Genomic DNA, 23,957 nt, shown 5'->3' with positions numbered 1-23,957 from the left:
GTTGGTGTGGTCGTCAGTAGCTCGGTATGTCTCATTCCTGCTGTAGAGCGCTCTTTTTCACAGCGAGGCTGAGGAGGCTCTTGGCCTTCGCGGAGATGGATGGGCTCTGTATACGGAGGCGCCGTGGCTTGAGCAGCTCACCTCATTTCAAGGGTGGCTGTCAGTCCAAGCTGCTTTGATGGCATGCCTTTTCTCAGTTGATAGCTCTTCACTCATATATAGGCGTCGCCGCTCATGTTGGGTTGGGGTGATCCGTTCCGCGGCTAACTGCTGGTTGTCCAACGGGCGCTGACTGGTGCTGGGGATGAAGTGGTTCCGCTTTGAATTGCGGGTGGCAATCTCAGGTTGCAGTAGGTAGTTGATGAAACGGTGTGCCCCGGATGCGTTACTGGAGCTGGCGGGGATGGCCAGGCTGTGGATGAACAGCAGGCTGCCTTCCTCCGGGATGACGTAACGCAGACCGTCATCGAGGTCGGCTTTCGAGACCTGGCCGCTCCACGTCATGGCAGCGCATATCGTTCCTTCTGTAAGTCGGGAGGCGATTGAGGTGCCAGGTTGTGGAGGCTTAGTTAGGCCCAGTCTGCGAATCTCGCCGATGGCTTTCTCTATGCTTTGAACGTTGCTGCTGCGCAGGCTTCTGCCTTTGTACGTTAGATACAGCGAAAGAATCTGTATCGGCTCGTCCTGCACCATTACCCCGCATCCCTTCAATCTGTCGAATTTTGCTGGGTCGAACAGGAGACTCCAGCTATTAGGCGTGGGGGTCTGCAGGGCCTCGGATGCCGCGCGTTCGTTGATGAGCAAGCCGACCGTGCCCCATGTGTATGGGGTGGCATAAAGGTCGGTGTTGGTTCTGGCGTTTTGTCTCAGCAGCAGTTCTTTGCTGATCCTTGACCGATTCGGTAGCTCGCGAAATTCAAGCGGAACCAACTGATTCTCTTTGATCAGGAAGTCGACTTGCATGTCGGTGGGGACTATCACGTCGTAACGCTTTCCCGAGTCCAGGTCGGCGTCCAATTGGGCTGAAGAGGCGTAGGTGGTGTGTTCAACCTTGATGCCGGAGTCGCGCTCGAAATCCTTTAGAACGCTAGAGTCAAAATAGTTGGCCCAGCTGTGGACCTTGATGACTTCCTTGGCGGCTGCATGAGTTGATGTGGCAACGAGAAATATCCCTAGCAAAACCTTGACGTGCATGTGGGGGCTCCGTCGGGTGGGCAAACTGACCCTGGCGTTAATCGGCTCTTTGACCGGTTTTGGTGCCGCTAAGCGACTAGGTAGTCGCTGGATAAGCCCCCATGCATGGCTGGGGGCTATCTGAGAGATGAGATTGATGTCCAGTTGACTGCGCCGCTATAGGGCAACGTTGTCTACTGGCGTTCATTGGACTCCTTCGGATCTGCGGAGTCGTTCTGCAAGCTATTGGCTGGAACGGTGTAGCAGCTCCAGTTGCTCATGATTCATGCTGAGCGATTTATTATATCGAATGTTTTCTAAATTGCACGGCTAATGCTGGGCTGCCAAGAGGGGTTTAGGTATGGCTCTGTAAGGCGAGCAGCACAGAGCCCCGGCTCGGAGCAATGCCGTGCTGTGCGGGAGGAGGTGTCGCGGGGCGAGGCGTCGACTTATTTGGCTTTAGCCGGCTTCTTCTGCGTAGCGGGAGAGATCAGGGTAATTAGGGCGTCGAGAAGGGCTCTCGCCCGCTTATCGCTGAAGCGCTCGGGTTCTATGGGGAGCATCATCATCCAGCCGTCGCTCATCGCGCTGAGTTGATCAGCAAGCAAGTCGGCCGCGATATCCTTTCGGATCAGTCCCTGCTTTTGTCCTCTCTTTAGCGCGGCTGTGAATACTTCTCGAAATCGGGCATAGCGCTGCTTGATGACGTCCGCAAAAGCGGGCTCCTGTCGGGCGTGAGATAGCAGTTGAAGCCATGCAAGCCACGAGATTTGTTCGTCGGTATTAGTCCAGTCGAGCAATTGCGTAACCAGTGCCCTGACATCGATGTGCTCTTGGCGTTCCATCAGCGTATCGACTTTATCGAAAAGATCCTGGGCGACTGCTGAGACCATTTCCTCTTTATTTGCAAAATAGTACGTCACTGCCCCCGTCGTATAACCCGCTCTCTTCGCGACTTTGCGGAGTGAGGCGCCAGCATAGCCTTCCTCGGCGATGACTGAGACAACTGCTGCGAGCAACTCACCCCTTTTGGCGTTGTGATCGCCAACGGGGCGCCCACGGCGGGCCGCGGGTTCTTGCTTATCCTTACGCACTCTGTGATTGCTCCTTTGGGGTTTATCAGGTTGTGAGTCGTTCATGGCAATTAAAGGGTAGGGGCGGGAGAGCTGGTCGTTTGCAGGTCGCCCAGCATAGGGAATTTGTGCGCACAAATCATCCACGTAGTCCTACTGGTCATGGTCATAGGAGGCTATTGCTTGTGCCGACCGTACCGAGCGAGGGCGGGCATGTTGTCCTAATCGCGCATTGGCTTGGCGGTTTCGAGTTGGCCGCAGCCTGCCACAGCAACTGCCCGAATCTCGATGTGTAGCTCAGGCATGGCCAGCTCTAAGATGCCGATTGCTGTCCAGGAAGGATACTGGCTGCGAAAATATTGGTCTTTGACTTTGCTGAACGTTTGCATGTCGCCATGCAAGTTGGTGTGGAATGACATGAGCTCAACTACATCAGCAAGGCTGGCGCCAGCGGCATCCAAGGCGCGCTGTAGGGATTGGAACGCGAGGTGCGATTGTTCCTCGACCCCTTTGCCTGGGCGCAGGCTGGCGTCCAGACCAACTTGCCCTGAGACCCAGATCATGTCCCCCACTCGTGTCGCCTGGGGAAAGTGATAGTTGTCGTAGAGTGCTTGGGTGGACGGTGTGTTGAAATGGCGTCTCTTTGGGCTCGTGCTGCTCATTATCCGACTCTCGGCTAAACGAGTTGACGAAAGGTTGGATGGCGGAACGGGGCGCCCGGCTCGAGGTTCGATAGCTCCTCGGTGAAGAGGAATCCTTGGCGGGGATAACCTGAGGCGCTCGGCTGGGGAAGTGGGTTGAAAGTCGCATCATCACCAAAGAAGCGAAATACAAAGGTGTGTCGGTCCGGAAAGGCTTCGTCGACAGGAGCGCCTCCGTGCAGTGTCCCAGGATGGATTAGCAGCACATCTCCAGGCTCGGTTGGCCATGACAGAACTTCATAGGCATCTGGTTTCAGTTTCCGCTCCGCTTCGATATCGGGAAGGCGAGGCCACAGCCCGCCGCCATGTAGTGGCTGAGTAGGGTCGTTGGGATCGAGGAAGGTGGTGCCATCGTAGCGTGGGCCTAGATGAGACCCGCGAATTACCTCTAGCGCATTTTCTTTCGGGACTGACTCGAAGCTGATCCAAGCGTTGGCCCAGTGCATGCCTGCCCAAGGTAGGTAGGACGTATCTTGGTGCCAGAGAGTACGTGACCCTTTCCCTCCGGCCTTCAGGAAAATCTCTTCTGCGAAATACCAGACGTGGTTTGAGTTCCACAGCTCTGCAAGCAGATTTCCGAATGGCAGCTTGGCAACCAGATTTTCCAGGTGTTCCTTGGCGCGAGGGTTGGCGTTGTCGACATGTGACTGCTGTACGGTGCCGTCAAACATGCGGAATGCGTTAGGACCATGGTTTTCCACTGCCCAGTCGAAAGCTGCTTGGCAGAGTGCTAGTTGATCCGGGCTCAGCAGGCCTTTGATCACAACCGCACCGTCTTCGAGGAATGCTTTGCGGAGAGTGCTCTTCATGTTGCTTTCTCCCTAGGTTTGCGTATGGCGATTTGAAGCTAGCAAGCTTTTTATGTTGACGCAACAACTGTTATGATAAATCATGAGTCGATCCTTCTCGGCCTCGGATGGCCCACCGAAAAGCGTGCTAGCAGGGCTATGGGGGATAGGGTGGTGGGTTGTTCGTTAATTTCTGCTGCTAGCAAACCCAGCGCTTAAGTGGCGCAGCTCCTTTGTGCTGAGGTGCTCCTGGGGTTGCAGATTGCTTGAGGGGGTTGAATGCGCACGAGGATTACTGAGCTCACTGGGACGCGTTACCCAATTGTCCAGGGTGGAATGCAATGGGTAGGGCGAGCCGAATTGGCCAGCGCGGTATCGAATGCTGGTGCTCTGGGGATCCTAACGGCCCTGACACAACCTACTCCGGCCGATCTTGTCGCGGAGATCAAGCGATGCCGTGCTCTGACGGACAAGCCTTTCGGCGTCAATCTCACGATTCTTCCTACTACGACTCCGCCACCCTATGAGGAGTATGTCGCTGCCATTATCGAGACTGGCGTGAAGGTGGTTGAGACAGCCGGTCGTAGCCCTGCCGAGTACATTGCGAGGTTCAAGGCAGCTGGGGTCAAGATCATTCATAAGTGCACGTCGGTGCGCCACGCGCTATCGGCGGAGCGTGCTGGGGTCGATGCAGTCAGTATTGATGGGTTTGAGGCTGCGGGGCACCCGGGCGAGGATGATGTGCCTGGCTTGGTTCTAATTCCGGCTGCAACGGCCGCTCTGCGGATACCAGTGCTGGCATCTGGAGGCATAGCGGATGGTCGCGGCATGGCAGCTGCACTGATGTTGGGTGCTGACGGTATCAACATGGGAACGCGCTTCATGTTGACAAAGGAGGCGCCGATTCATGCTGCAATCAAGTCGGCAATTAGCGCGGGCAGTGAGCGGGATACGCGATTGATCTTCCGGCCCTTCCGCAATACCGGACGGGTTTTCAGTAATGCGGTATCAGAAGCGGTTGCCGAGATCGAAAGCTACCCCAACGCACAGTTTGAAGATATCCGGCCTTTGGTCGCAGGGGCGCGAGGTCGTGCAGCATTGGAGGCCGGCGAGGTCGACGGTGGCATTCTGTGGGCAGGGCAAGCCATTGGGTTGATTGACGATATACCTACCTGCTCTCAGCTCGTCGAGCGCATCGTTGAGGACTGTCGGCGAGCTATCGCTCGCGGTGCTCAACTGGCAGGAGAGTAGGCATGTACTACGAAACGATCCGTTACGAGGTCGGGCGTGATGGCATCCTGCTGCTTACTTTGGCGCGGCAAGAGCGCCTCAACGCCTTTACTGTTGAGATGTGCAACGAGTTGGTTCACGCATTTGAGCTGGCCAGCGCCGACGATGCTGTAAGGGCCATCGTAGTCACAGGTGAAGGGCGAGCATTCTGTGCGGGTATGGATCTTTCCGTCGATGGCAACGTCTTCGGCCTAGATGAAAGCTTAAGCCCAACGCTTGAAGATGTACGGGAAAGAGGCAACGCACCGGAAATACTGCATGGCGTGCGTGACACCGCTGGGCGGGTTGTGCTCGCCATGTACGCTTGTCTCAAGCCTACTGTCGGGGCGATTAATGGTGCGGCCGTGGGTGTGGGCTCCACCATGCTGCTGCCAGTGGACTTTCGCTTCGCCTCGGACAAGGCTCGCTTCGGTTTCGTATTTAGCAAGCTGGGCGTCACACCAGAGGGGTGCTCCACCTGGTTCTTGCCTCGTATCGTAGGTATGGAGCAGGCCATGGAGTGGCTTTATCGGGCGGAAATTTTCGATGCCGCAGAGGCCTTGCAAAAGGGGCTAGTGCGGGCGGTAGTGCCTGCTGATCGCTTGCTAGATGAATCACGCTCATTCGCCTTGTCCTTGATTCGAGATCGCTCTCCCGTATCGATTGCGCTGATCCGGCAAATGCTCTTGTGCAATGCAAGCAAGACCTCCCCCCTTGAGGCTCATGAGGTCGAGTCGCTGGCGATGTTCTACACGAGCCAGGCCGATGGGCGCGAAGGTGTTCGGGCCTTCCTGGATAAACGCTCACCGCGCTTCTCGAGCAGGGCCTCGGCCATGCCGCCGTTCTATCCCTGGGAATAAATCTCGTAGCTGGACCTGGTTGGCAACATTGGAGCCCGCCATCTGGTCGGTGACGAGTTTGCCATCAACTGATCATTCGGTCCTGCCAGCGCTAGAAGTGCTTGCCTGCAGAGCGCTTTAGGGCAGTAGTGCCCTTGAGGAGACGTTGTCGTGCTTAAGAAGCTTCCACTGGATTTTAAGTTGTCTCTGCTACCTGCCGTAGCCTTGCTTGGCCTCCTGCTGTTTGTCGTTTACACCTCGGTACAACTAGGGGCCAACGACGAGCGCTTGGATGCCCTTGAGAGTTACAGCTTTCCCACTCTTGAGAAGGCAGACGCCGTGATTTTTCAGTTTTCACGGCTGCCTGGCTTATTCAATAGTTCGGTGGCTGCTGGCGAGCTATCGACATTGGCTCAGGCCGGTCAGATCTTGGGTGAGGTTGACGTTCTCTTCCAGGGGCTGAACGATCTGACCCGCAATAATGCCGAACGAGCTGCGGAGTTGGAGGGCTGGAGGCAAGCTATTGCCCGCTATGCCGACAACGCCATGGCTGCATCCGAACAGTTGATCAAGGGCAGTGCCGGCTTTGAGGATCTGCGACCCAGTCTGGACCGCATGGCCAGTGACCTGGCTACCGCGCAAAAGCTTGGCGAGGCCTTCCGCAACAACGCGTACAAGGACTTCCAGAACACTCTGGGCCAAGCCCGCACCGACAACGCTGAGACCACGCGCACCGGCTATATCCTCAGTGCTTTGTTGATGACTCTGGTGGGGCTAGGTGCCTGGCTCATCATCCGGGGCATCATGATCAATGTGCACGGCGTGATTGAGTCATTGCAGTCCATCGCTGGGGGGGACGGCGATCTGACTCGCAGGGTTAACGTCGACTCGCATGATGAGATCGGCACCATGATCCGGCTCTTCAATGCCTTTCTGGACAAGCTGCAGGCCACCATTAGCCAGGTTGTAGGTGCGGCCAAACCATTGGGACAGATTTCACAGGAACTGTACCGATTGACAAAGCAGTCCGAGGAGCGGGCCAAGTCTCAGCAGGGCCATACCGACAGCATTGGTCACGACATCCAGACCATGACCAGCAGCATCAGGGAAGTTGCGCAGCGTTCAGAGCAGGCATCGGAAGGGGCCGGGGCCGCTTCGCGTCAGGCCGACGCCGCTCGTGCCAGCATCGGCAGCCTGTCAAACAGCATCAACGATCTTGGAAGCAGCGTGATGGGCGCTGTACAGGCAATGCGGCAGCTGGAAGAAGAGACACAGCAGGTGGGCTCGGTACTCACCGTGATTCGTAGCATTGCCGAGCAGACAAACCTGCTGGCGCTCAACGCTGCAATTGAAGCCGCGCGTGCAGGGGAGCAGGGGCGAGGATTTGCCGTGGTGGCAGATGAAGTACGCAACTTGGCGCAGAAGACTACAGCTTCCACTGCCGAGATCCAGCAGATCATCCAGCGGCTGCAGAACAGCGCAAACGGTGTGCTCAACGTCATGACCGCTAATGGCGACAAGGCCCAGCACAGCATCGAGCGTTCAGTGGAAGCCACCCGGATGCTCGAGTCCATCGCCGTCGCGGTCGGCCAAATCGATGACCTAAATGCCGGCATCGCTCAGCTCACTCGTGAGCAGATTGGTCTTTCCAGCTCCATTCAACAAGAAACCCAGGTCGTTCAAGAGGATGCCCAGGCAACTGCGAATGGCGCCGGAGCTACCGCACGTCTGGGCGAGCAACTGGTTAGCACAGGTGATCACCTGCGTGCGGCGACCGCCCAATTTCGTGTTTAACCCTCCATCGGAGCACAACCGCATGACTACAAATCGTGTCCTTGGCCTGGTCGTTTGTCTGGCCAGCACTTCGGCATTCGCACTGGAATCAGGTGAGGTCCTAATCAATGGCTTCGGCACTGTCGGCGTCACCCATTTGGGTGGCGAAGGGGATGGTCGAGGCTACGGCGTCTCTGGACAGACCACTGACTCCTGGCGTGGCGAGCAATTGAGTAAGTTCGGTGCTCAGCTTAGCTACGGCATTACCGACACCGTCGGGTTGACTCTGCAGGCCACCGCTAAGGCCTACGCAGACGAGTGGAAGGCCAACTTGGAATGGGCCTACCTGTCGTGGCAGAGCACGGACAACTTGATGCTCCGTTTTGGCCGTCTGCGCACCCCGGTTTACATGTATTCAGAGAGCATCGATGTGGGTTTCAGTTACCCCTGGTTGCGCTTGCCAGACGAGGTCTACAGCCAGGTTCAACTCTCCAACTATGAAGGCGCGGACCTGATATACAGCCTGCCTTCATCGATTGGCTTGACTTCCATTCAGGTTGCAATTGGTCAAGCCAAGAATCGAGAGGAATTTTATTTTGACGACAAGTTCGATGTTGATTACAGCAAGATTTTCGGAGCAAGCGTGAGCTTGGCTACCAACGATATGGGGTCATTCCGCTTGGGTTACGTTGAAGCGGATATCGAGACCGAGATCCGCGGAAGCTACATCGACATCTTCGGTAATCCGGGCTCAGATGCCTTGCTGGCTTTGGACAAAGACAAGGGCAAGTTCACCTCGTTTGGTTACCAGTACGACAATGGTACTTGGATATCTGCCAACGAGTGGACCCATCTTCAGGTGGAGCGAGATGGAGCAGGTAGTACTGAGGCTTTTTACCTAATGGGGGGGCGCCGCTTCTACGACCTTCTGGTCCATCTTACTTATGCCCAGTTAGACGAGGATGAGGGGCGGCAGAGTTCCTGGACTTTTGGCCTGAACTATAACGTCCTGCCAACTGTAGTGCTGAAGGGGGAATACAAGCGCGTCGATACCCGCAGCGGTTATGACGGGGTGTTCGTACGTAACTCGCAGGAGATCTACGATAACGCGGCCAACAATATTACTAATGGGGCCTTTGGTGTTCCGGTTCGCAACTACGACGGTGACATTATCAGTGTCGGCGTTGATTTCGTGTTTTGAGGGTCAGGTATATGAAGCAGATTGTTCGTATCTTCCTCGCTGCATCGAGTTTGACTGTCACTGCCGTGGCGCAGGCCGAGGTGGCTGTGATTATTAATGCCGGCTCGTCGGCGGCGCCAACACAGGCCGAGGTGGCCAATATCTTCCTTGGCAAGAGCAAGTCATTAAAGGGCGTGGATCAGAAAGACTGGACGCCAACCAAAGAGAAGTTTTATTCCGCCGTAACCAGCAAAGATGAGGCACAGTTGAAGTCCTATTGGTCCGGGCTGGTATTTACCGGTAAAGGCCAGCCGCTTCCGAGCGTACTGGGTGATGCTGAGGTGGTAGAGAAAGTCTCTTCGGCAGATGATGTTATCGGTTACGTGGACAAGAGTGCCGTGACTGATAATGTCAAGGTCATTCTGACGCTTCCTTGATGCCTGTATAGTTATTCGCTTCACAATATTTGATTTTCTAACCGGAGGATGAGTATGGGTGTTCTCGATTGGAAACATTGGCTTGTGGTGTTGTTGGTTGTTTTGGTGCTGTTTGGCGGTAGGCGTCTACGACATCTAGGTAGCGATCTGGGAGAGGCAGTAAAGGGCTTTCGGAGGTCAGTTGGCTCGGAAGACGTTCTGGTCGAGCAGCAGCGGGAAAACACCAAATAAAGCAATTGGTGACATATCAGGGAGCAGATGGCCAGGTCGCCGTGTAAATCAGGGGCCAGAAATGATTTTCTCTGGTTGTGTGCTTCCTATTATTTTGGTTGACTATTTATGTTTGGCTTTCATGATCCTTTGATGAGTTTTAATGAGGGGCCCAAGACACCGTTCGATGCTGGCTTTCAATCCGGAGTTCATCAAGGGACGCTTTTCGATTGCCCTTATGGTCATGCAACTAACGGTGAGCTTCGACTGCGCCACGAATGGCTTGATGGATATATGACGGCATTATCGGAAATGGGGCTGTCGAGCCCGCTCTAGGTTCGCGCGCTAGAACTCAATCGCGGATCAGGGTCAAATGTCTAGTTTCCAGGAAATCCCCGGCATTATTCGCTCGCCACGTTTGCTGACTATTGTGTACGTCGAAACCGATCTCGATAGGCTGTGGGGGTCATTTTCGTGCGCTCGTGAAACAGCCGTGTGAATGAACTGGTGTCCGAATAGCCGGCCTCGCCGATAAGCGTCTCTATGTTCAGGTCGGTGATCTCCATTAGCAGTTTGGCCGCTTCTATTCTGAGATTTTGAGGATAGGTCAGAGACTGCATACCAAGCGCAGCATTGAATCGACGGGTGAGTGTGCGTTGGCTGACTGCTAGGGCATCGGCCAGGGCCTTTATGGTCAGGGGCTTACGCAGATCTTGCTGCAACCGGTACTGGGCTCTGGCGACCAGGCTGTCGCCATGGTCGCTAGCGTCAGAGAGCGGAAGGAAAGGGGCCTGCGCCGTTTGGCCGACATCAACCAATAGAGTCTTGGCGCACAATGAGGCTATGGCTGGCGAGAAGAAGCGCTCAACCATTCCAAGAGCCAGGTGTTGATAGGTAGGGATGCCTCCGGCGCAGATCAGACGCTCTGGTCTGTCCCAGAACTCGTGGACAGGTAGTCCACGCATGGCGCGTACCGGAGCGTTGTACGGCTTCATGGATGATTCTTTTGATGGCAGGGGGGGCGCCCCCTGCTCTTCAGTGGGAGGTTGCAGTCGCGATACCTAGTCCAGTCTCGGCACGCACCATCTGGTCATCGAAGCCTTGGCGATCCTTGGCAGCCTGAGCGCTGCGGTCGAACTTCGACACCAGAACGAGCACCAGGAAGGCCAGCGGCATAGAGAACAGTGCCGGGTGGTCGTAGGGGAAGATGGCCTGATCATGCCCAAGCACGGTTACCCAGACGGTGGGAGATAGGATCACCAGGGTCAGTGCCGATAGCAGTCCTGCGAGCCCCCCACAGATCGCGCCACGTGTGGTCAGGCCTCGCCAGTACATGGCCATGATCAGTACCGGGAAGTTGGCCGAGGCGGCGATGCCGAAGGTCAGCCCTACCAGAAAGGCGATGTTCACCTGCTCGAAGAGGATGCCCAGTGCGATGGCCACCAGCCCCAGACCCACAACCGCCAGGCGTGAAACCTTCATCTCCTCTGCCTCGCTGGCCTCGCCACGCTTGATCACTGTGACATAGAGGTCATGAGAGATAGCGGAGGCGCCAGCCAGAGTTAGCCCTGCTACCACTGCAAGGATGGTGGCGAAGGCCACAGCCGACAGGAAACCGAGGAACAGGCTGCCCCCGACGGCTTTGGCCAAGTGCATGGCCACCATGTTTCCGCCGCCCACCAGAGCGCCGCCCAATTGCCCATTCACGAAGTACTGTGGGTCGGTGCCAACTATGACGATAGCGGCGAAGCCCAAGACGCAGACCACCAGGAAGAAGAACCCGATAAACCCTGAGGCGTAGAACACCGACTTACGAGCTTCGCGTGCATTAGGTACGGTGAAAAAGCGCATCAGAATATGCGGCAGGCCGGCCAGGCCGAACACCAGGCCAAGCGCCATGGAGGCGACATTTAGCGGGTTCGACAACATGCTTCCGGGACCCATGATGTTCCATCCGTTGGCGTGGGTTTCTACTGCCCGTTTGGCCAGTGTCTCCAGGCTGAAGCCGAACTCTGCGAGGGCGAGCAGCATCAAGGTGGTGCCACCGGCCAGCAGCAGGACAGCCTTGATGATCTGAACCCAGGTAGTCGCCAGCATGCCGCCGAAGATGACATAGACCAGCATGAGTGCACCCACCACCACCACGGCGACAGCATAGTCCAAGCCGAACAGCAGCTTGATCAATTGCCCGGCACCGACCATCTGCAGAAGCAAGTAGCAACACACCACTGTCAACGATCCGCAAGCGGCAAGTACCCGGATGCGTCGCTGGTCGAGACGGAAAGAGACGATGTCGGCGAAGGTATAGCGTCCGAGGTTGCGCAAGCGCTCGGCCATCAGGAAGGTGAGGATAGGCCAGCCAATGAAGAATCCGGCGACATAGATGAAACCGTCATAGCCCTTGGCGAACACGAGGCTGGAGAGGCCCAACAGGGTAGAGGCCGACATGTAGTCGCCGGCGATGGCCAGGCCGTTCTGGAAGCCGCTGATTCCTCCGCCAGCGGTGTAGAAGTCATGGGTTGATTGAGTGCGACGTGATGCCCACCAGGTGATGACTAGGGTGGCGAACACGAACAGCATGAACATGCCAATGGCATCCAGGTTGAGCGGCTGCTTGCCGCCGTCGGCGGCGCTGGCCAGCAGGGGAAGGGCGCTGAAACCGGCAGCAAGGCCGCAGGTGTAGATACGTTTCATACCTGGCTCTCCGTGATGATGCTGTCGCCAAGACGGTCGAAGTGCTTATTGGCACGGTGCACGTACCAGCCGGTAAGCAGCCAAGTGGTAAGCAGCAGGAGTGTCCCCAGAGGTATGCCCATACTGAGGTGGCTGCCAGGGTAGAGCGGCTGTTGCAGTAGCTCCGGTCGCATCGCGGCAACCCCCATGAACAGGAAGTAACCAGCGAGCACCAAAGCGGAAAGCAACCAACTGGTGCGCGAACGGGTCCGGGTAAGTTCGATGAACTTGGGGTTCTGCCGGATGCGCCGATAGTGCTCGGCATGTGGATCAGGCATACAGGTCCTGAGGCCTCCGATTGTTTTTGTTATAGGACTGGGCGTCGACCTACCGTTGGGCAGGTCGCTGGTTGGTGCCGATAGGGGGGCTCAGGGCCAGGTGTAATCGACGTAGCGTTCGCGCAATGTCTTCTTACTGACCTTGCCGGTGGCTGTATGGGGCAGCTCGTCCAGTAACTCGCTGGCATCCGGTAGCCACCATTTCGGCACCTTGCCCTCGAGGAAAGTGATCAGTTCCGCATGGCTCGGTGCGGCATCGGCCAATCTGGGAACAATCACCAGTAGGGGGCGTTCGCTCCAGCGCGGATGAGGAACGCCCACCACTGCCGCTTCAGCCACTTGTGGGTGGGCCATCACGGCGTTCTCGATTTCCACCGAGCAGATCCATTCCCCGCCGGACTTGATCACGTCCTTGATGCGGTCGGTGATCTGCATATAACCCCGAGGGTCGATGGTGGCGACATCGCCGGTATCGAACCAGTCTTCCGAACTGTCCTGGCCGTAATAGCCGTTGCGTACCCAGGGGCCGCGTACCTGCAGGGCGCCTGACGCGATGCCGTCATGCGGCAGTCGCTGGCCGGCTTCGTCAACGATGCGCATCTCCACGCCAAACAGAGAACGTCCAGACTTGAGCAACTGAGGTCCGCGGGCCGCATCATCCAGCTCGTCATACCAGGGCTGATGGCGGTTGTAGCTGCCCATGGGGCTCATCTCGGTCATGCCCCAGCCGTTCTCCAAGGCCACGCCGTGCCGGCCCATGTCCTCGATCAGAGCCAGCGGGCAGGCGGCGCCGCCGGTCACGGCACGCTGCAGGCTGGGCACCTCAAGGTCATGGGTTTTCAGATATTGGTTGATGTTGGCCCAGAGAGTCGGAACCGCGAGGGAGAAGGTGACGCCTTCGTCGTTGATCAACTGCACCATTGCCGCTGCATCGCCAACCTTAGGCCCTGGCAGTACCAGCTTGGCGCCAACCATCACAGCGTTGTAGGGCATGCCCCAAGCGCTGACATGGAACATCGGTACCATGGGCATCACCACGTCGATAGCGCGCAGGCCGACGTTGTCGGCCATGTTCTGCGCCATGCCATGGAGCACCGTGCTTCGGTGGCTGGTCAGTACTCCCTTGGGATTGCCAGTGGTGCCCGAGGTGTAGCAGAGGCCGCTGGCCTGGCGTTCGTCGATCTCGGGCCAGGCATAGTCCTCGGCCGCCTCGGCCAGCAGTATCTCGAAGCTCAGCAGGTTGGGCAGGCTGCTGGCGGGCAATTCGTCAGCTCCGCAAAGGGCGATGAAATGGCGTACCGAGACCAGTTCGTTCTGCAACTCTTCCACCAGGGGGATGAACTGTGGATCGATAAACAGCACATCGTCTTCCGCATGGCGAATGATGTAGCTGATCTGCTCGGGGAAGAGTTTGGGGTTGATGGTGTGGCAGACCCGCCCCGAACAGGGCGCGGCGTAGTGCAGCTCAAAATGCCGATGATCGTTCCAGGCCAGGGTGCCGATTCGTGCACCTGGTGGGCAGTTTAGGGCTTCCAGAGCATTGGCCAGCCTGTTGACCCGAGCGAATGCCTGAGCGTAGCTGTAGCGATGCACGCGTCCGTCGGCGAACAGGGAAACGATCTCGGTGTCGGCTGCAACCTGCAGGGCATGCCGCATGATCGCGGTGATCCCGAGGTTGAAGTTCATCATCATGCCTTGCACAGGTGACCTCCTGCCTTGTTCTTGTAAGAAGATCTTTGAGTCACCAGCTAAATGGCCGATGACCTCTTGGTAGGGCAGGAGCAAGGGGTGTGCCAGAGGTTTCCGATGCTTTACTTTTTTAGTAAAACGTCATTAAAACAATGGTTTATGGATTCTTTTGGTGTGATCTGAACGGCACCAGCCGTGCGGTGGACCCCATTCTTGTTTCAGGATTGAACTGGGTTTTAGTGGGGGTGTTTCACTTCTGCAAGCTGCTTGCTGCATCCCGTAGACGCCGCCAAAGGGTGGTGCGACTTATGCCAAGGCGCTGTGCAGCCTCGTCCATGTTGCCATCACAGGCCGCGAGCACTCTCTTTACATGCGCAATTTCACGTTCTTTTCTGACTTGACGTAGCTCCTCGGCGCTTGCTGATTCACTAACAGCCTGTTGCTGTTGAGTGCTTTCCTTGAACAGCTCCGGGAATAGCTGATGCTGTTGTTTGCTGACTCTTTCGTGACCGAGTGCCTGGACGGACAGGGCAGCGCGTTCGACCAGGTTCTCTAGCTCGCGAATGTTGCCCGGCCAGTGATGGGCTTGCAGGTTCGGCATCAGGCGGTCCAAAAGCGCTTGGCCTTCGATCGCCACGAGTGGGGGCAGTCGCTGCAGGATGGCTTTGGTCAGCAGCGGAATATCCGAAGCGCGCTCGCGCAGAGGGGGAACCGCCAGGCGCAGAATGTTCAGGCGGTAGTAGAGGTCTTCGCGAAAGCGGCCGTCGCTGATCCTCCCTGGTAGGTCGCAATGTGTGGCGGCTACTATGCGGATGTCCACTGGGGTTGGTTCAGATGCCCCCAGCCGCAAGACCTCGCGCTCCTGCAGTACTCGTAGCAAGCGAGTCTGCAACGGGACTGGCATATCGCCGATCTCGTCAAGAAAGAGCGTACCGGTATGCGCTGCTTCGATCAGTCCAGCCTTGCCGCCCTTGCGTGATCCGGTGAAAGCGCCCTCTTCATACCCGAATAGCTCGCTTTCCAGCAGTGTCTCTGGGAAAGCCGCACAGTTGATCGCGACAAAAGGACCGGTTTGGCGTGGGCTGGCGTTATGTAGGCTTTGCGCCAATAGCTCCTTGCCGGTCCCACTTTCGCCCGTAATCAGCACGGTGGAGTCGGTTTCAGCGTAGCGGTGCGCTAGTTCCAGTACCGAGCGGAAGCCCGGAGTGTTTCCCAGAATCTGGTCGAAGCGGTAGCGTGCGATGAATTGCCTGGGGCGTGCCTGACTGCGAATGCGTCGATCGGCGCGCTGGATGGCGTTGGTTTCCTGGCAGGAAATGACCGCACCATCGGGTTTGCCATTTTCAATGATGGGGCTGATGTTGGCCGCTATGATCCGTCCGGCGGCCCGAATGATTCGGTTCTCCTCAGCCTCGCCGCTGCGCAGCGTATCGCCGATGTCTAGTTCAGGTATCAGCTCGGCTAGCGGGCGATTGCGCGCCCACTCGACAGTGATGTCCAGCAGCTTGGCCATGCGAGGGTTGAGCGACTGCACGACGCCGGCGGCGTCCACGGCGATGACTCCGTCGCTGAGGTTGCGCAGTACGGCGCTCATGCGCTGTTGCTGAATCAACACCTGTGCTCGGCTGCGAGAGATCGCCAGTGTTTCGTCGAGGGTTCGGCGAATCGCATCGGCATTGAGTGCCAGCACGCCTTTGGCTCCGGCTGTTTCGGCAAGCTCCACCGCGGCAGATGAGCCCACGATGACCCGGTAGCCGTCGTCGACCAGCTGGAGGATGCGCTGGCGTGCCTCTTCAAGGCTGGAGTAAGTGGCCTGTCTCAGATCGACGGTGAAGAGCGATGCCATGGCATCCAGTTCGGGATGACCGCGTTGAAAACTGACAATGCCGACTTTGGTTGCTTGAGCTCTGGCCAGATCCAGTGCGCGGATCAGGTCGTATTCCCCCATGCGAATCGACAGCGTGCTGGTCGAGATGTGGCGTCGCAAATAGTCGGCTGTCGCGCCGGAGCAGATGATGACGTCGACATCCTGTTTATCCTCCAGCGCTCTCCCAGTCTGCTTGAGTTCGGTGACGGTAGTTTCGACCAGCTCGATGTGGGCGCGCCCCTGATATTCGGGCATCACCTGCTGGACGATTCGAGCCATCCGGCTCGGGCCATCGGGCATGCGCAGGTGGGTGATTAGAGCGACGATCCTGGGTAGATAGCGGTCTTCTTGCATGGCGGCACACATTCTCAGAAGGGCTTTCTAGGTTGAAACGAATATTTCAAATTTGCAAAGATGGAATCACGTTATCTCTGGCCATGATGCTCTTGTGTGTCGTGTATAGCTTTGTTTTTTAAAGAAAAAATATGAATTTGTGCTGACTGGAACGTCTCTTGCTCTCTGCCACATAGGTAACCTTTGTGAGCAGAGATAGCCGATGTACAGCACTTCATCATCAACTGGGGGCGGGTATCCCCGGATCGACATTCCAGACGCACTGGAGTCCTTGGCCTCTTTCCTGGCCCAGCAAACCGGAAGCAAGGAAGTACGAGTCCACAGCTGTGAACGTCTGTCCGGTGGCGCCATTCAGGAGAACTGGCTGCTGAGGGCTCATCTGCAAGATGGCGACCGGCAAGTCGAGCGTCACTGGGTGCTACGTACCGACGCGGCGTCTTCCGTCGCGGTTAGCATGAGTCGGGAGCAGGAGTTTGCCGTTTTACAGGCAGTCCATATGGCTGGTGTCAAGGTGCCAGAACCCCTTTGGCTGTGTCGCGACCCGAAGGTAATTGGCCGCGACTTCTTCATCATGCAGGCCCTGTCCGGCTCCGCCAGCGGATACCGGCTCAGCACTGACCAGACCCTAGAGCCGCAACGGGCCGAGCTGTGCCGGGAGCTGGGGCGTAGTCTGGCCTTCTTGCACTCCATTACGCCAGATCATCCCGCGCTAGGTTTCCTGCCCTCTGCGGTGGCTGATCCTGCTCAGGCCAGCATCGATCAGTACCGTCTTTACCTAGACGCTCTGCCAGGTAGTCATCCCGTCATCGAGTGGGGGCTGCGCTGGTGCGAGCTGAATCGGCCTGAGCCGCTCTCTTCGCGACTAATCCATCGTGACTACCGCACTGGCAACTACATGGTTGATCAAGGTCGTTTAAGTGGCGTGCTGGATTGGGAGTTCGCCGGCTGGGGGGACCCCCGCGAGGATCTCGGTTGGTTCACTGCCAAGTGTTGGCGATTCGCCCGTCCCGACCGGCATGCGGGCGGTGTAGGGCGCATCGACGACTTTCTAGACGGCTACCAGTCGGTGTCTGGCTGTCGCCCGAGCGCCAATGAACTCAAATTCTGGCAACTCATGGCCCATCTCCGTTGGGCAGTGGTTGCCCTGCAGCAGGCCCAACGTCACCTGACAGGACAGCAGCGCTCCCTTGAGCTGGCACTGACTGGGCGGATGGTTCCTGAGTTGGAGTACGAGATCCTCAGTCTGAGTGGAGGCGCGTGATGAATAGTCCGAATGCGAGGGAGCTGCTGGCAACCGCCCGCGAGCTACTGCTGGGGCAACTACTGGCCAAGTTGCCGAGTGACCTGCATTACGAGTGCCGGATGGTTGCCAGTGCCATTGCGATTGCAGTGCGCGAGATCGAGCAGGGAGAGCACTGCAAACAGGCCGAGGAGGGCGAGTTGGCTCGACTGCTTGCGACCCACAGTCTGGCTGGACTCACTGCAAGTGACGCCCGCGCGTTGCTGACGCAATTTATCCGGCAAGGCTTTTACGACCAGCCGGGACAGGAACAGCAAGCGTTGCTGGCTGCTTTGCGCGGGATGACCCGCGCTAGGTTGGCTGTGAGCAACCCCAAGGCTGTTGCCGATGACTGCTGAGCAATTGACAACTACGAGTCGACGGCGCTGCTACCTCGTACGCCACGGCCACGTTGACTACTTCGACTTGCAGGGCAAGCCACTCGATCCTCGCGCGGTACAGTTGTCTCGCCGCGGCGCGCAGCAGGCTTGGCAGCTTGGGCAGGTGATGCAGGATCTGCCAATTGATCGGGTGCTGTGTTCCGATTATCCGCGAGCCAGGCAAACCCTTGATCTGCTGTTAGTCGGGCGGGAAGCACCGATCGACTTTTTGCCTGCGTTGCGTGAGATCCGTGCGGGGCGGCTACGCGATATCCCTGCGGCAGGTCTGCGAGACACCATAACCGGTGCCTATCGGAGCGCGGCCAAACCCGGGGCGACCTTTCTGGGGGGCGAGCGCTGGGATGAGTTCCAGGGGCGGATATTGGCGCAGTTTTTTGACTTGCTCGCGGAGCCGGCCTGGGAGAGTGCGCTGATCGTTAGCCACGATGCGGTCAATCGCGTTCTGCTCGCATGGGCGGCGGGTGTTGGACTCAAGGGTATTGCAGCCTTCGAGCAAGACACTGCCTGCCTCAACATCCTCGATGTCGACAGCCTCGGTCCCGAGGTCCTGGGCGGGATCATCCGTACGCTCAATTTCACCCCATACAACCCTCACAAGACCGGTCTATCCGGCACTGTGCTGGAGAACATGTTCAGCGCGCTTAAGCCCGCTGCTCTTGAGTCCTGATGTTTTTGACGACTATAGGAAGACTGATATGAACTTCGCCTTTTCAGATGACCTGCTGGCCCTCCAAGCCAAAGTGCGCGACTTCATTGCCAATGAAATCATCCCAATGGAGCGGGATCCGCGGCAGACAGCTCACGGTCCGTCCCAGGAGCTGCGCCAGGCGCTGGTGGAGAAGGCCCGAGTTCAGGGCTTGCTGACACCGCATGCTTCCCGTGAGATGGGGGGGCTGGGACTCTCCCATGTCGCCAAGGCGGTGATCTTCGAGGAGGCAGCCTATTCGCCACTCGGGCCGACGGCCATGAACATCCACGCGCCGGACGAAGGCAATATCCACCTCATGGAAGTGGTGGCGACCGAAGCGCAGAAGGATCGTTGGCTGCGGCCGCTTGTGCAGGGGCATATCCGTTCCTGCTTCGCCATGACCGAGCCTTCGCCGGGGGCGGGTTCCGACCCCTCGATGCTTACCACCACCGCAGTGCGCGACGGCGACGACTACGTAATTAACGGCCGCAAGTGGCTGATCACCGGTGCGGAAGGCGCTAGTTTCGCCATCATCATGGCGCGCACCGAGGACGGTAACGCCACTATGTTTCTCACTGATACCGATCGGCCCGGTTTCATTCTTGAGCGCATGATGGATTCGTTGGACACGTGCTTTACCGGCGGTCATGCGGTACTGCGGTTCGAGAATCTGCGTGTGCCTGCTAGTGACGTGCTCGGTGAGGTGGGTAAAGGCTTCCGTTACGCCCAGGTGAGGCTGGCGCCGGCGCGCTTGACGCATTGTATGCGTTGGCTCGGGCAAGCCCGTCGTGCGCATGACGTCGCCAGTCGCTATGCCAGCCGTCGAGAGTCATTCGGGCGCAAGTTGGGGGAGCATCAGGGCGTCGGTTTCATGCTGGCAGACAATGAAATGGACCTGCTCACTACGCGTTTGACCATCTGGCATTGTGCGTGGGTACTGGATCAGGGCGAGCGCGGTAACTTTGAGTCGAGTATGGCCAAGGTGATTAGCTCGGAGGGCATCTGGCGGGTGATCGACCGCAGCGTTCAGATTCTGGGGGGGCAGGGTGTGACCAGTGAGGCGATCATTGACCGGATCTTCCGTGATGCTCGTGGGTTTCGCATTTACGACGGCCCCAATGAAGTTCACCGCATGAGTCTGGCACGTAAGATCCTGGCCCGCTTGGATGGGGGTGTGCAGTGAGCCGCTCGCCTGCGCATTTGTTCAACCTAAGCGGTAAGTGTGCTTTGGTCACTGGGGCTTCTAGTGGGTTGGGCTGGCATTTCGCCCGAACCCTAGCCGCCGCAGGCGCTCGAGTCGCGCTGGCCGCGAGGCGGGTAGAGCGTATGGAGGAGTTGGTCAGAGACCTGCAGTTTGAGGGGTACGAAGCCAAGGCCTATAGCCTAGATGTGACATCTCGTCAGTCCGTGGTCGATTGTCTTGCGGCGATTCGTGCGGATTTCGGACGTATCGATATCCTGGTCAACAACGCCGGGATTAGCGATACCAAGCGTGCCCTCGATTACGAGGATCAGGATTGGCAAGCAATTCTGGACACCAATCTCAAAGGCGCGTGGATGACTGCCCAAGAGGTGGCGCGCGGCATGGTGGATGCCGGGCATGGTGGAAGTCTGATCAACATCACGTCCATTCTGGCGGCGCGAGTAGGGGGTGGTGTCGGCCCTTACTGCGCAGCGAAGGCGGGGTTGAGTCATCTCACTCGTTCCATGGCATTGGAGCTGGCGCGTCATGACATTCGAGTTAACGCTATAGCTCCGGGCTATGTAGTCACTGAGATCAACGAGTCATTCCTTGCTGGCGAGGCTGGTGAGCGGCTCAGGTCGCGCATACCGTCCAGGCGTTTCTGCAGTCCCAGTGATCTCGATGGCGCTCTGTTACTGCTGGCATCCGAGGCTGGGAGGGGTATGAGTGGCGCCGAAATCATAGTTGATGGCGGCCATGCCTGCTCCGGGCTCTGATCTTCAGCCGCCTGTTGCTCCATTTGGCTGTGAACCCAAGAGGTCACAATCAACGGTGGAGTCGGCAAGCAGGGTGTGTGGGGGCGTAGTGCCTTTAAGTTGCCGCTGCCACGGGAAAGGCCCGAGGCTGCTTCTGTCGATGAGGGCGGCCCATGGCGCCGGTGGTCGGCTCCGATCGATCAAGTTGGCAGTGACGCCTTCACTCCTTACCTTTCAGCATTACCTGTGGGGGACGCAGTGGCCCGGCTGTGCTTCCTGATCTACGCCAGTTCGCGTATGAGCTCTGGATGCTTGCTCAGGATACGGATCAAGACGGTGGCCTGGTCGTTGGGCTTTGAGCGGTTTTGTTCCCAGTTCTTGAGGGTCGCTGGCTTGGCGTGAATGGCCTGCGCAAATACACCCTGGGACATCTGTAGCTTTTCGCGCAGTGCGACTATCTCTGCACCTGTCGCGGGTTCGATTGGCTTGTATTCGACCTTGTGGGTGCGCAGCGTACGCTTGCCTTCACGTGCTGCGGCCAGGTCGTCGAAGCCTTCGATCAGCTCGGAAAAGATATCGCGTTTGGTCATGGTGCTTGCCTCGCCTTCACTTCGCGCTCAAGGAGCGCTTTCAACTGCATGCGCTGGTCACTGCTCAGGTCATCGAGTTCGTCTTTGTCATACAGGGTGAAGAGCCAGAACTGCAGACAGCTGTGCCAGTAGTAGTAAATCACCCGAACTCCACCGCGCTTCCCTTTGTTGCGCCTGATCGATCCGAAGCGGACCTTCCTCAGACCACCGCTGTTGGCGATGACTGCGCCAGCCTCCGGGTTGGCCAAGAGCATCTGCTGGAATAGAGAGTACTCGTCGTCATCCAGGTGGGCTTTTCGATTGCGCTCAAAGGGTGACAGCTCAACGAACAATGCTTTCATATATGTGCGCTATTTGCGTATATTTAATGGTGGGTGTCTTCTTGTCAAGAAATGAGCAGGTGGCCAGATACAAGAAATGCGGCAACCTGGCTGGGCTGCCGCTAAGACGTTTTTCTGAGAGGGCTCGCCGCGAGGGTAGATCTTGTGCCTGGGGCGATCAGGCAATTTCCTTCTGTGATGTGTGATCCGGCAGCAACGCCTGGCTTTCCGCCGGGCTCACCCGCCTGATAAACCGCGCCAATTGTTCGGCCGGCTCTCCTTCGCGCCGTATCAGGTAGGTGGTCAGCATTGCGGGGCAGCCGGCCAGCGGCCGGGCCACGACGTCCGGGTTGTTGAGTTCGGTGATCCGCGCTAGGCTGGAGAACCCCAACCCATATCCCGCGGCTACCAAGGCCATCATCAGGTCCAGGGTGGGGACGCGGTCGGCGATGGTCAGCCCTGTGTCTACGGTGCTCAGTACCCGCTGCAGCTGTTGCCAGAAACCTTCGCAGACCTGCGGATCGCAGAGCACCAGCGGGTAGCGCACCACCTCGTCGAGCGGCACGCGTCGATAGGTCAGCAGCGGGTGGCGGGCCGGCACCGCCACCACCAGCGGATCAAACCAGACCGGCTCGGCTACCAGCCCTTCGCCCACTTCGTTGGATTGAGCGAGCCCGATGTCGAACAGGTCATCGCTCAGGCCCCTGACCTGTTCGCTGAAGGTAACCTCCGACAGGCAGATCTCGACCTCTGGTTCTTCCTCGCGGCACTGGGCGAGCAAGGCGGCCAGGCGTGCCTGGGGTATGCCATCTGATAGCGCGACGCGAATGCGCCCGCGGTAGCCGGCCGCTGCGCTCTTGACGCTGGCCTTGGCCTGGTCGACCACGGCCAGCACCCGACGCGCTTCTTCCAAGAGCACCTTGCCAGCCCAGGTCAGGCGCGTGCGCCGCGTGGTGCGTTCGAACAGCTGCACGCCCAGGCGGTACTCCAGCTCCTTGATGATCCGCGACAGGGGCGACTGTTCGATATGCAGGCGCGCGGCGGCACGGGCGAAGTGCAGTTCTTCTGCGACGGCGATGAAACAGCGAAGGTGGCGCAGTTCCACGGCCTTTCCTCCGTCAGTTGTAGGGTTCGGCTTGCACGCCGCCATTCCAGGTTGGCGGACGACGCAGGTTGACTATCTGCAGCAGGGCACCCAGGGCGGCGACACCACCGGCACTGGCGGCCAGGGTCCAGGTGGGCATTTGCAACAGCAGCACGAAGCCGCCGGCCGCGGCGCCGATGGCGCTGCCCAGGTAGAGCGCCGACTCGTTCAACGCGATGGCCAGGTTACCGTCGCCCTGGGCCTGGCGTGCCAAGATCAGTTCGTTGTTCTGCGGCACCTGCAGCGCCCAGCCGACCGCGCCCCACAGGGTGATGGGCAGTATCACCAGCCAGGTGCTGAGGGCCGCTGTCAGCGGCAGCACGAACAGCGAAACGGCGAGGATCAGCATGATGGCGAAGGTCAGCACCGGTCCCTTGATTCGATCCACCAGCGGGCCGATCAGGAAGCTGCCCAGCACGCCGCCGATGCCCCAGACCCACAGATAGGGCGTGACCGAACGCACTTCGCCGTAGGCCGGGTCAGCCAGCAGCGGGGCGATGAAGGTATACATGCCGAGGCTGGCAATGGCGGCCAGCAGCGACACCAGCAGGATGACCAGCACATGGCCGTCGCCGATGATCGCCAGCTTCTGGCCCAGCGTGGTGGCGGTGGCCGCTGGCAGTGAAGGGAGCTTCAGCAGCAGGCCGAAGAAGGCCACCATGCCAAGCAGGGTGACCAGCCAAAGGGCGGCCTGCCAGCCGAGCTGTTCGGCGATCAGTAGGCTGAGTGGCACGCCGAGCACCACGCCGCTGGCCATGCCACCCATGATGATGGCGATGGCTTTGCCGCGGCGCTCCGGGATGGACACGGCGGCCGAGGCGCCGATTCCCATGGCCAGGTAGACGCCGGCGCCGATACCGGCGATGGCGCGCCAGACCATCAGTGCGGTGAAACTCTCGGCCAGCGCGCTGGCGGCGTTGGCGATGACGAACAGGCCCAGGGCCAGCAGCAGGCCGGCGCGCTGGCGATGCGCCGGAGTCAGGGCGACGAAGATCGGCGAACCCAGGCCGTAGGCCAGGGTGAAGGCGGTAACCAGCTGGGCGGCCACCGCGACGGAGACCGCGAACGAGGCCTCGATCATCGGGATCAGCCCGGCGGTGACATAGGAGGCCATGCCAAGGGCGAAGGCCCCAAGCGCTATGAGGTAGATGGGTGATTGGTTGGGTGTGTGCATGCTCGGACTCGCTTGCGTTGCAGGAACGCGTGGGTGGTACAACGAAGGGATATGGCCCC

Annotated in this window: 23 protein-coding genes and 1 pseudogene; 11 read left to right on the top strand and 13 right to left on the bottom strand. The window is 58.4% G+C overall.

What is annotated here, in order from left to right:
• Positions 1-147: 147 nt before the first annotated feature.
• From E8F20_RS13335 to E8F20_RS13320, 4 genes are all read right to left on the bottom strand, one after another.
• Positions 148-1,194, bottom strand: coding sequence for an extracellular solute-binding protein (locus E8F20_RS13335; RefSeq protein WP_280284136.1), 1,047 nt, complete (start codon positions 1,192-1,194; stop codon positions 148-150).
• Between the two features lie 428 nt (positions 1,195-1,622).
• Positions 1,623-2,267 carry a TetR/AcrR family transcriptional regulator gene (locus E8F20_RS13330; RefSeq protein WP_280284135.1) on the bottom strand — a complete coding sequence of 215 codons (645 nt, stop codon included), beginning with the start codon at positions 2,265-2,267 and terminating at the stop codon, positions 1,623-1,625.
• Positions 2,268-2,467: 200 nt separating this feature from the next.
• Entirely contained in the window at positions 2,468-2,908 is a 441-nt protein-coding gene (locus E8F20_RS13325) for a RidA family protein (RefSeq protein ID WP_280284134.1), read from the bottom strand.
• Positions 2,909-2,922: 14 nt separating this feature from the next.
• On the bottom strand, positions 2,923-3,756 hold the full coding sequence (locus E8F20_RS13320) for a phytanoyl-CoA dioxygenase family protein (protein ID WP_280284133.1): 834 nt from the start codon (positions 3,754-3,756) through the stop codon (positions 2,923-2,925).
• Positions 3,757-4,014: 258 nt separating this feature from the next.
• On the opposite strand from E8F20_RS13320, the gene E8F20_RS13315 reads away from it, so the two are divergent.
• The 6 genes and pseudogenes from E8F20_RS13315 to tatA form a co-directional block, all read left to right on the top strand.
• Positions 4,015-4,986, top strand: a complete 972-nt coding sequence (locus E8F20_RS13315) for a nitronate monooxygenase family protein (protein ID WP_280284132.1) — start codon at positions 4,015-4,017, stop codon at positions 4,984-4,986.
• 2 nt (positions 4,987-4,988) lie between these two features.
• Positions 4,989-5,864 carry a crotonase/enoyl-CoA hydratase family protein gene (locus E8F20_RS13310; RefSeq protein WP_280284131.1) on the top strand — a complete coding sequence of 292 codons (876 nt, stop codon included), beginning with the start codon at positions 4,989-4,991 and terminating at the stop codon, positions 5,862-5,864.
• 150 nt (positions 5,865-6,014) lie between these two features.
• Positions 6,015-7,637: a methyl-accepting chemotaxis protein gene (locus E8F20_RS13305; protein WP_280284130.1), complete on the top strand. Its 1,623-nt coding sequence runs from the start codon at positions 6,015-6,017 to the stop codon at positions 7,635-7,637.
• 22 nt (positions 7,638-7,659) lie between these two features.
• On the top strand, positions 7,660-8,817 hold the full coding sequence (locus E8F20_RS13300; protein WP_280284129.1) for a porin: 1,158 nt from the start codon (positions 7,660-7,662) through the stop codon (positions 8,815-8,817).
• 11 nt (positions 8,818-8,828) lie between these two features.
• Entirely contained in the window at positions 8,829-9,233 is a 405-nt protein-coding gene (locus E8F20_RS13295) for a phosphate ABC transporter substrate-binding protein (RefSeq protein ID WP_280284128.1), read from the top strand.
• 54 nt (positions 9,234-9,287) lie between these two features.
• Positions 9,288-9,425, top strand: a pseudogene (tatA, locus tag E8F20_RS13290) (twin-arginine translocase TatA/TatE family subunit); the annotation flags it as partial.
• Positions 9,426-9,868: 443 nt separating this feature from the next.
• Here tatA and E8F20_RS13285 read toward each other — a convergent pair.
• From E8F20_RS13285 to prpR, 5 genes are all read right to left on the bottom strand, one after another.
• Positions 9,869-10,438 carry a helix-turn-helix domain-containing protein gene (locus E8F20_RS13285; protein WP_280284127.1) on the bottom strand — a complete coding sequence of 190 codons (570 nt, stop codon included), beginning with the start codon at positions 10,436-10,438 and terminating at the stop codon, positions 9,869-9,871.
• A 40-nt stretch (positions 10,439-10,478) separates the two neighbouring features.
• On the bottom strand, positions 10,479-12,137 hold the full coding sequence (locus tag E8F20_RS13280) for a cation acetate symporter (RefSeq protein WP_280284126.1): 1,659 nt from the start codon (positions 12,135-12,137) through the stop codon (positions 10,479-10,481).
• Positions 12,134-12,454: a DUF485 domain-containing protein gene (locus tag E8F20_RS13275; RefSeq protein WP_280284125.1), complete on the bottom strand. Its 321-nt coding sequence runs from the start codon at positions 12,452-12,454 to the stop codon at positions 12,134-12,136. The genes E8F20_RS13280 and E8F20_RS13275 overlap by 4 nt, the downstream gene beginning before the upstream one ends.
• Before the next feature lie 90 nt (positions 12,455-12,544).
• Positions 12,545-14,146 carry a long-chain fatty acid--CoA ligase gene (locus E8F20_RS13270; protein WP_280284342.1) on the bottom strand — a complete coding sequence of 534 codons (1,602 nt, stop codon included), beginning with the start codon at positions 14,144-14,146 and terminating at the stop codon, positions 12,545-12,547.
• Between the two features lie 247 nt (positions 14,147-14,393).
• Complete coding sequence (gene prpR, locus E8F20_RS13265; protein WP_280284124.1) at positions 14,394-16,364, bottom strand: propionate catabolism operon regulatory protein PrpR; 1,971 nt, start codon at positions 16,362-16,364, stop codon at positions 14,394-14,396.
• Positions 16,365-16,566: 202 nt separating this feature from the next.
• On the opposite strand from prpR, the gene E8F20_RS13260 reads away from it, so the two are divergent.
• From E8F20_RS13260 to E8F20_RS13240, 5 genes are read left to right on the top strand one after another with little or no spacing between them, the layout of a single operon-like run.
• Positions 16,567-17,625: a phosphotransferase family protein gene (locus E8F20_RS13260; RefSeq protein ID WP_280284123.1), complete on the top strand. Its 1,059-nt coding sequence runs from the start codon at positions 16,567-16,569 to the stop codon at positions 17,623-17,625.
• The gene (locus E8F20_RS13255) at positions 17,625-18,002 is read left to right on the top strand and encodes a DUF6285 domain-containing protein (RefSeq protein WP_280284122.1); all 378 of its coding nucleotides are present in this window, start codon (positions 17,625-17,627) and stop codon (positions 18,000-18,002) included. The genes E8F20_RS13260 and E8F20_RS13255 overlap by 1 nt, the downstream gene beginning before the upstream one ends.
• Positions 17,992-18,711 carry a histidine phosphatase family protein gene (locus E8F20_RS13250; protein ID WP_280284121.1) on the top strand — a complete coding sequence of 240 codons (720 nt, stop codon included), beginning with the start codon at positions 17,992-17,994 and terminating at the stop codon, positions 18,709-18,711. Before E8F20_RS13255 ends, E8F20_RS13250 begins: the two co-directional genes overlap by 11 nt.
• A 28-nt stretch (positions 18,712-18,739) precedes the next feature.
• Positions 18,740-19,915, top strand: a complete 1,176-nt coding sequence (locus tag E8F20_RS13245) for an acyl-CoA dehydrogenase family protein (protein ID WP_280284120.1) — start codon at positions 18,740-18,742, stop codon at positions 19,913-19,915.
• Positions 19,912-20,691 (top strand): glucose 1-dehydrogenase, encoded by a 780-nt coding sequence (locus E8F20_RS13240; RefSeq protein WP_088193786.1) that lies wholly within the window; start codon positions 19,912-19,914, stop codon positions 20,689-20,691. The genes E8F20_RS13245 and E8F20_RS13240 overlap by 4 nt, the downstream gene beginning before the upstream one ends.
• A gap of 260 nt (positions 20,692-20,951) precedes the next feature.
• On the opposite strand, the gene E8F20_RS13235 is transcribed toward E8F20_RS13240, so the two are convergent.
• The 4 genes from E8F20_RS13235 to E8F20_RS13220 all read right to left on the bottom strand — a co-directional run bounded on the left by E8F20_RS13235 (position 20,952) and on the right by E8F20_RS13220 (position 23,898).
• Positions 20,952-21,260 carry a transcriptional regulator gene (locus E8F20_RS13235; protein WP_074879837.1) on the bottom strand — a complete coding sequence of 103 codons (309 nt, stop codon included), beginning with the start codon at positions 21,258-21,260 and terminating at the stop codon, positions 20,952-20,954.
• On the bottom strand, positions 21,257-21,601 hold the full coding sequence (locus tag E8F20_RS13230) for a toxin (protein ID WP_280284119.1): 345 nt from the start codon (positions 21,599-21,601) through the stop codon (positions 21,257-21,259). Before E8F20_RS13230 ends, E8F20_RS13235 begins: the two co-directional genes overlap by 4 nt.
• Before the next feature lie 157 nt (positions 21,602-21,758).
• Complete coding sequence (locus E8F20_RS13225; protein ID WP_280284118.1) at positions 21,759-22,685, bottom strand: LysR family transcriptional regulator; 927 nt, start codon at positions 22,683-22,685, stop codon at positions 21,759-21,761.
• 13 nt (positions 22,686-22,698) lie between these two features.
• Positions 22,699-23,898: an MFS transporter gene (locus E8F20_RS13220; protein ID WP_280284117.1), complete on the bottom strand. Its 1,200-nt coding sequence runs from the start codon at positions 23,896-23,898 to the stop codon at positions 22,699-22,701.
• Positions 23,899-23,957: the final 59 nt, after the last annotated feature.

The sequence above is a fragment of the Pseudomonas sp. BN415 genome (genome assembly GCF_029871195.1).
Taxonomy (GTDB): domain Bacteria; phylum Pseudomonadota; class Gammaproteobacteria; order Pseudomonadales; family Pseudomonadaceae; genus Metapseudomonas; species Metapseudomonas resinovorans.
Note: the sequence above shows the minus strand (reverse complement) of the source record. Positions and strands in the feature narration are given on the sequence as shown.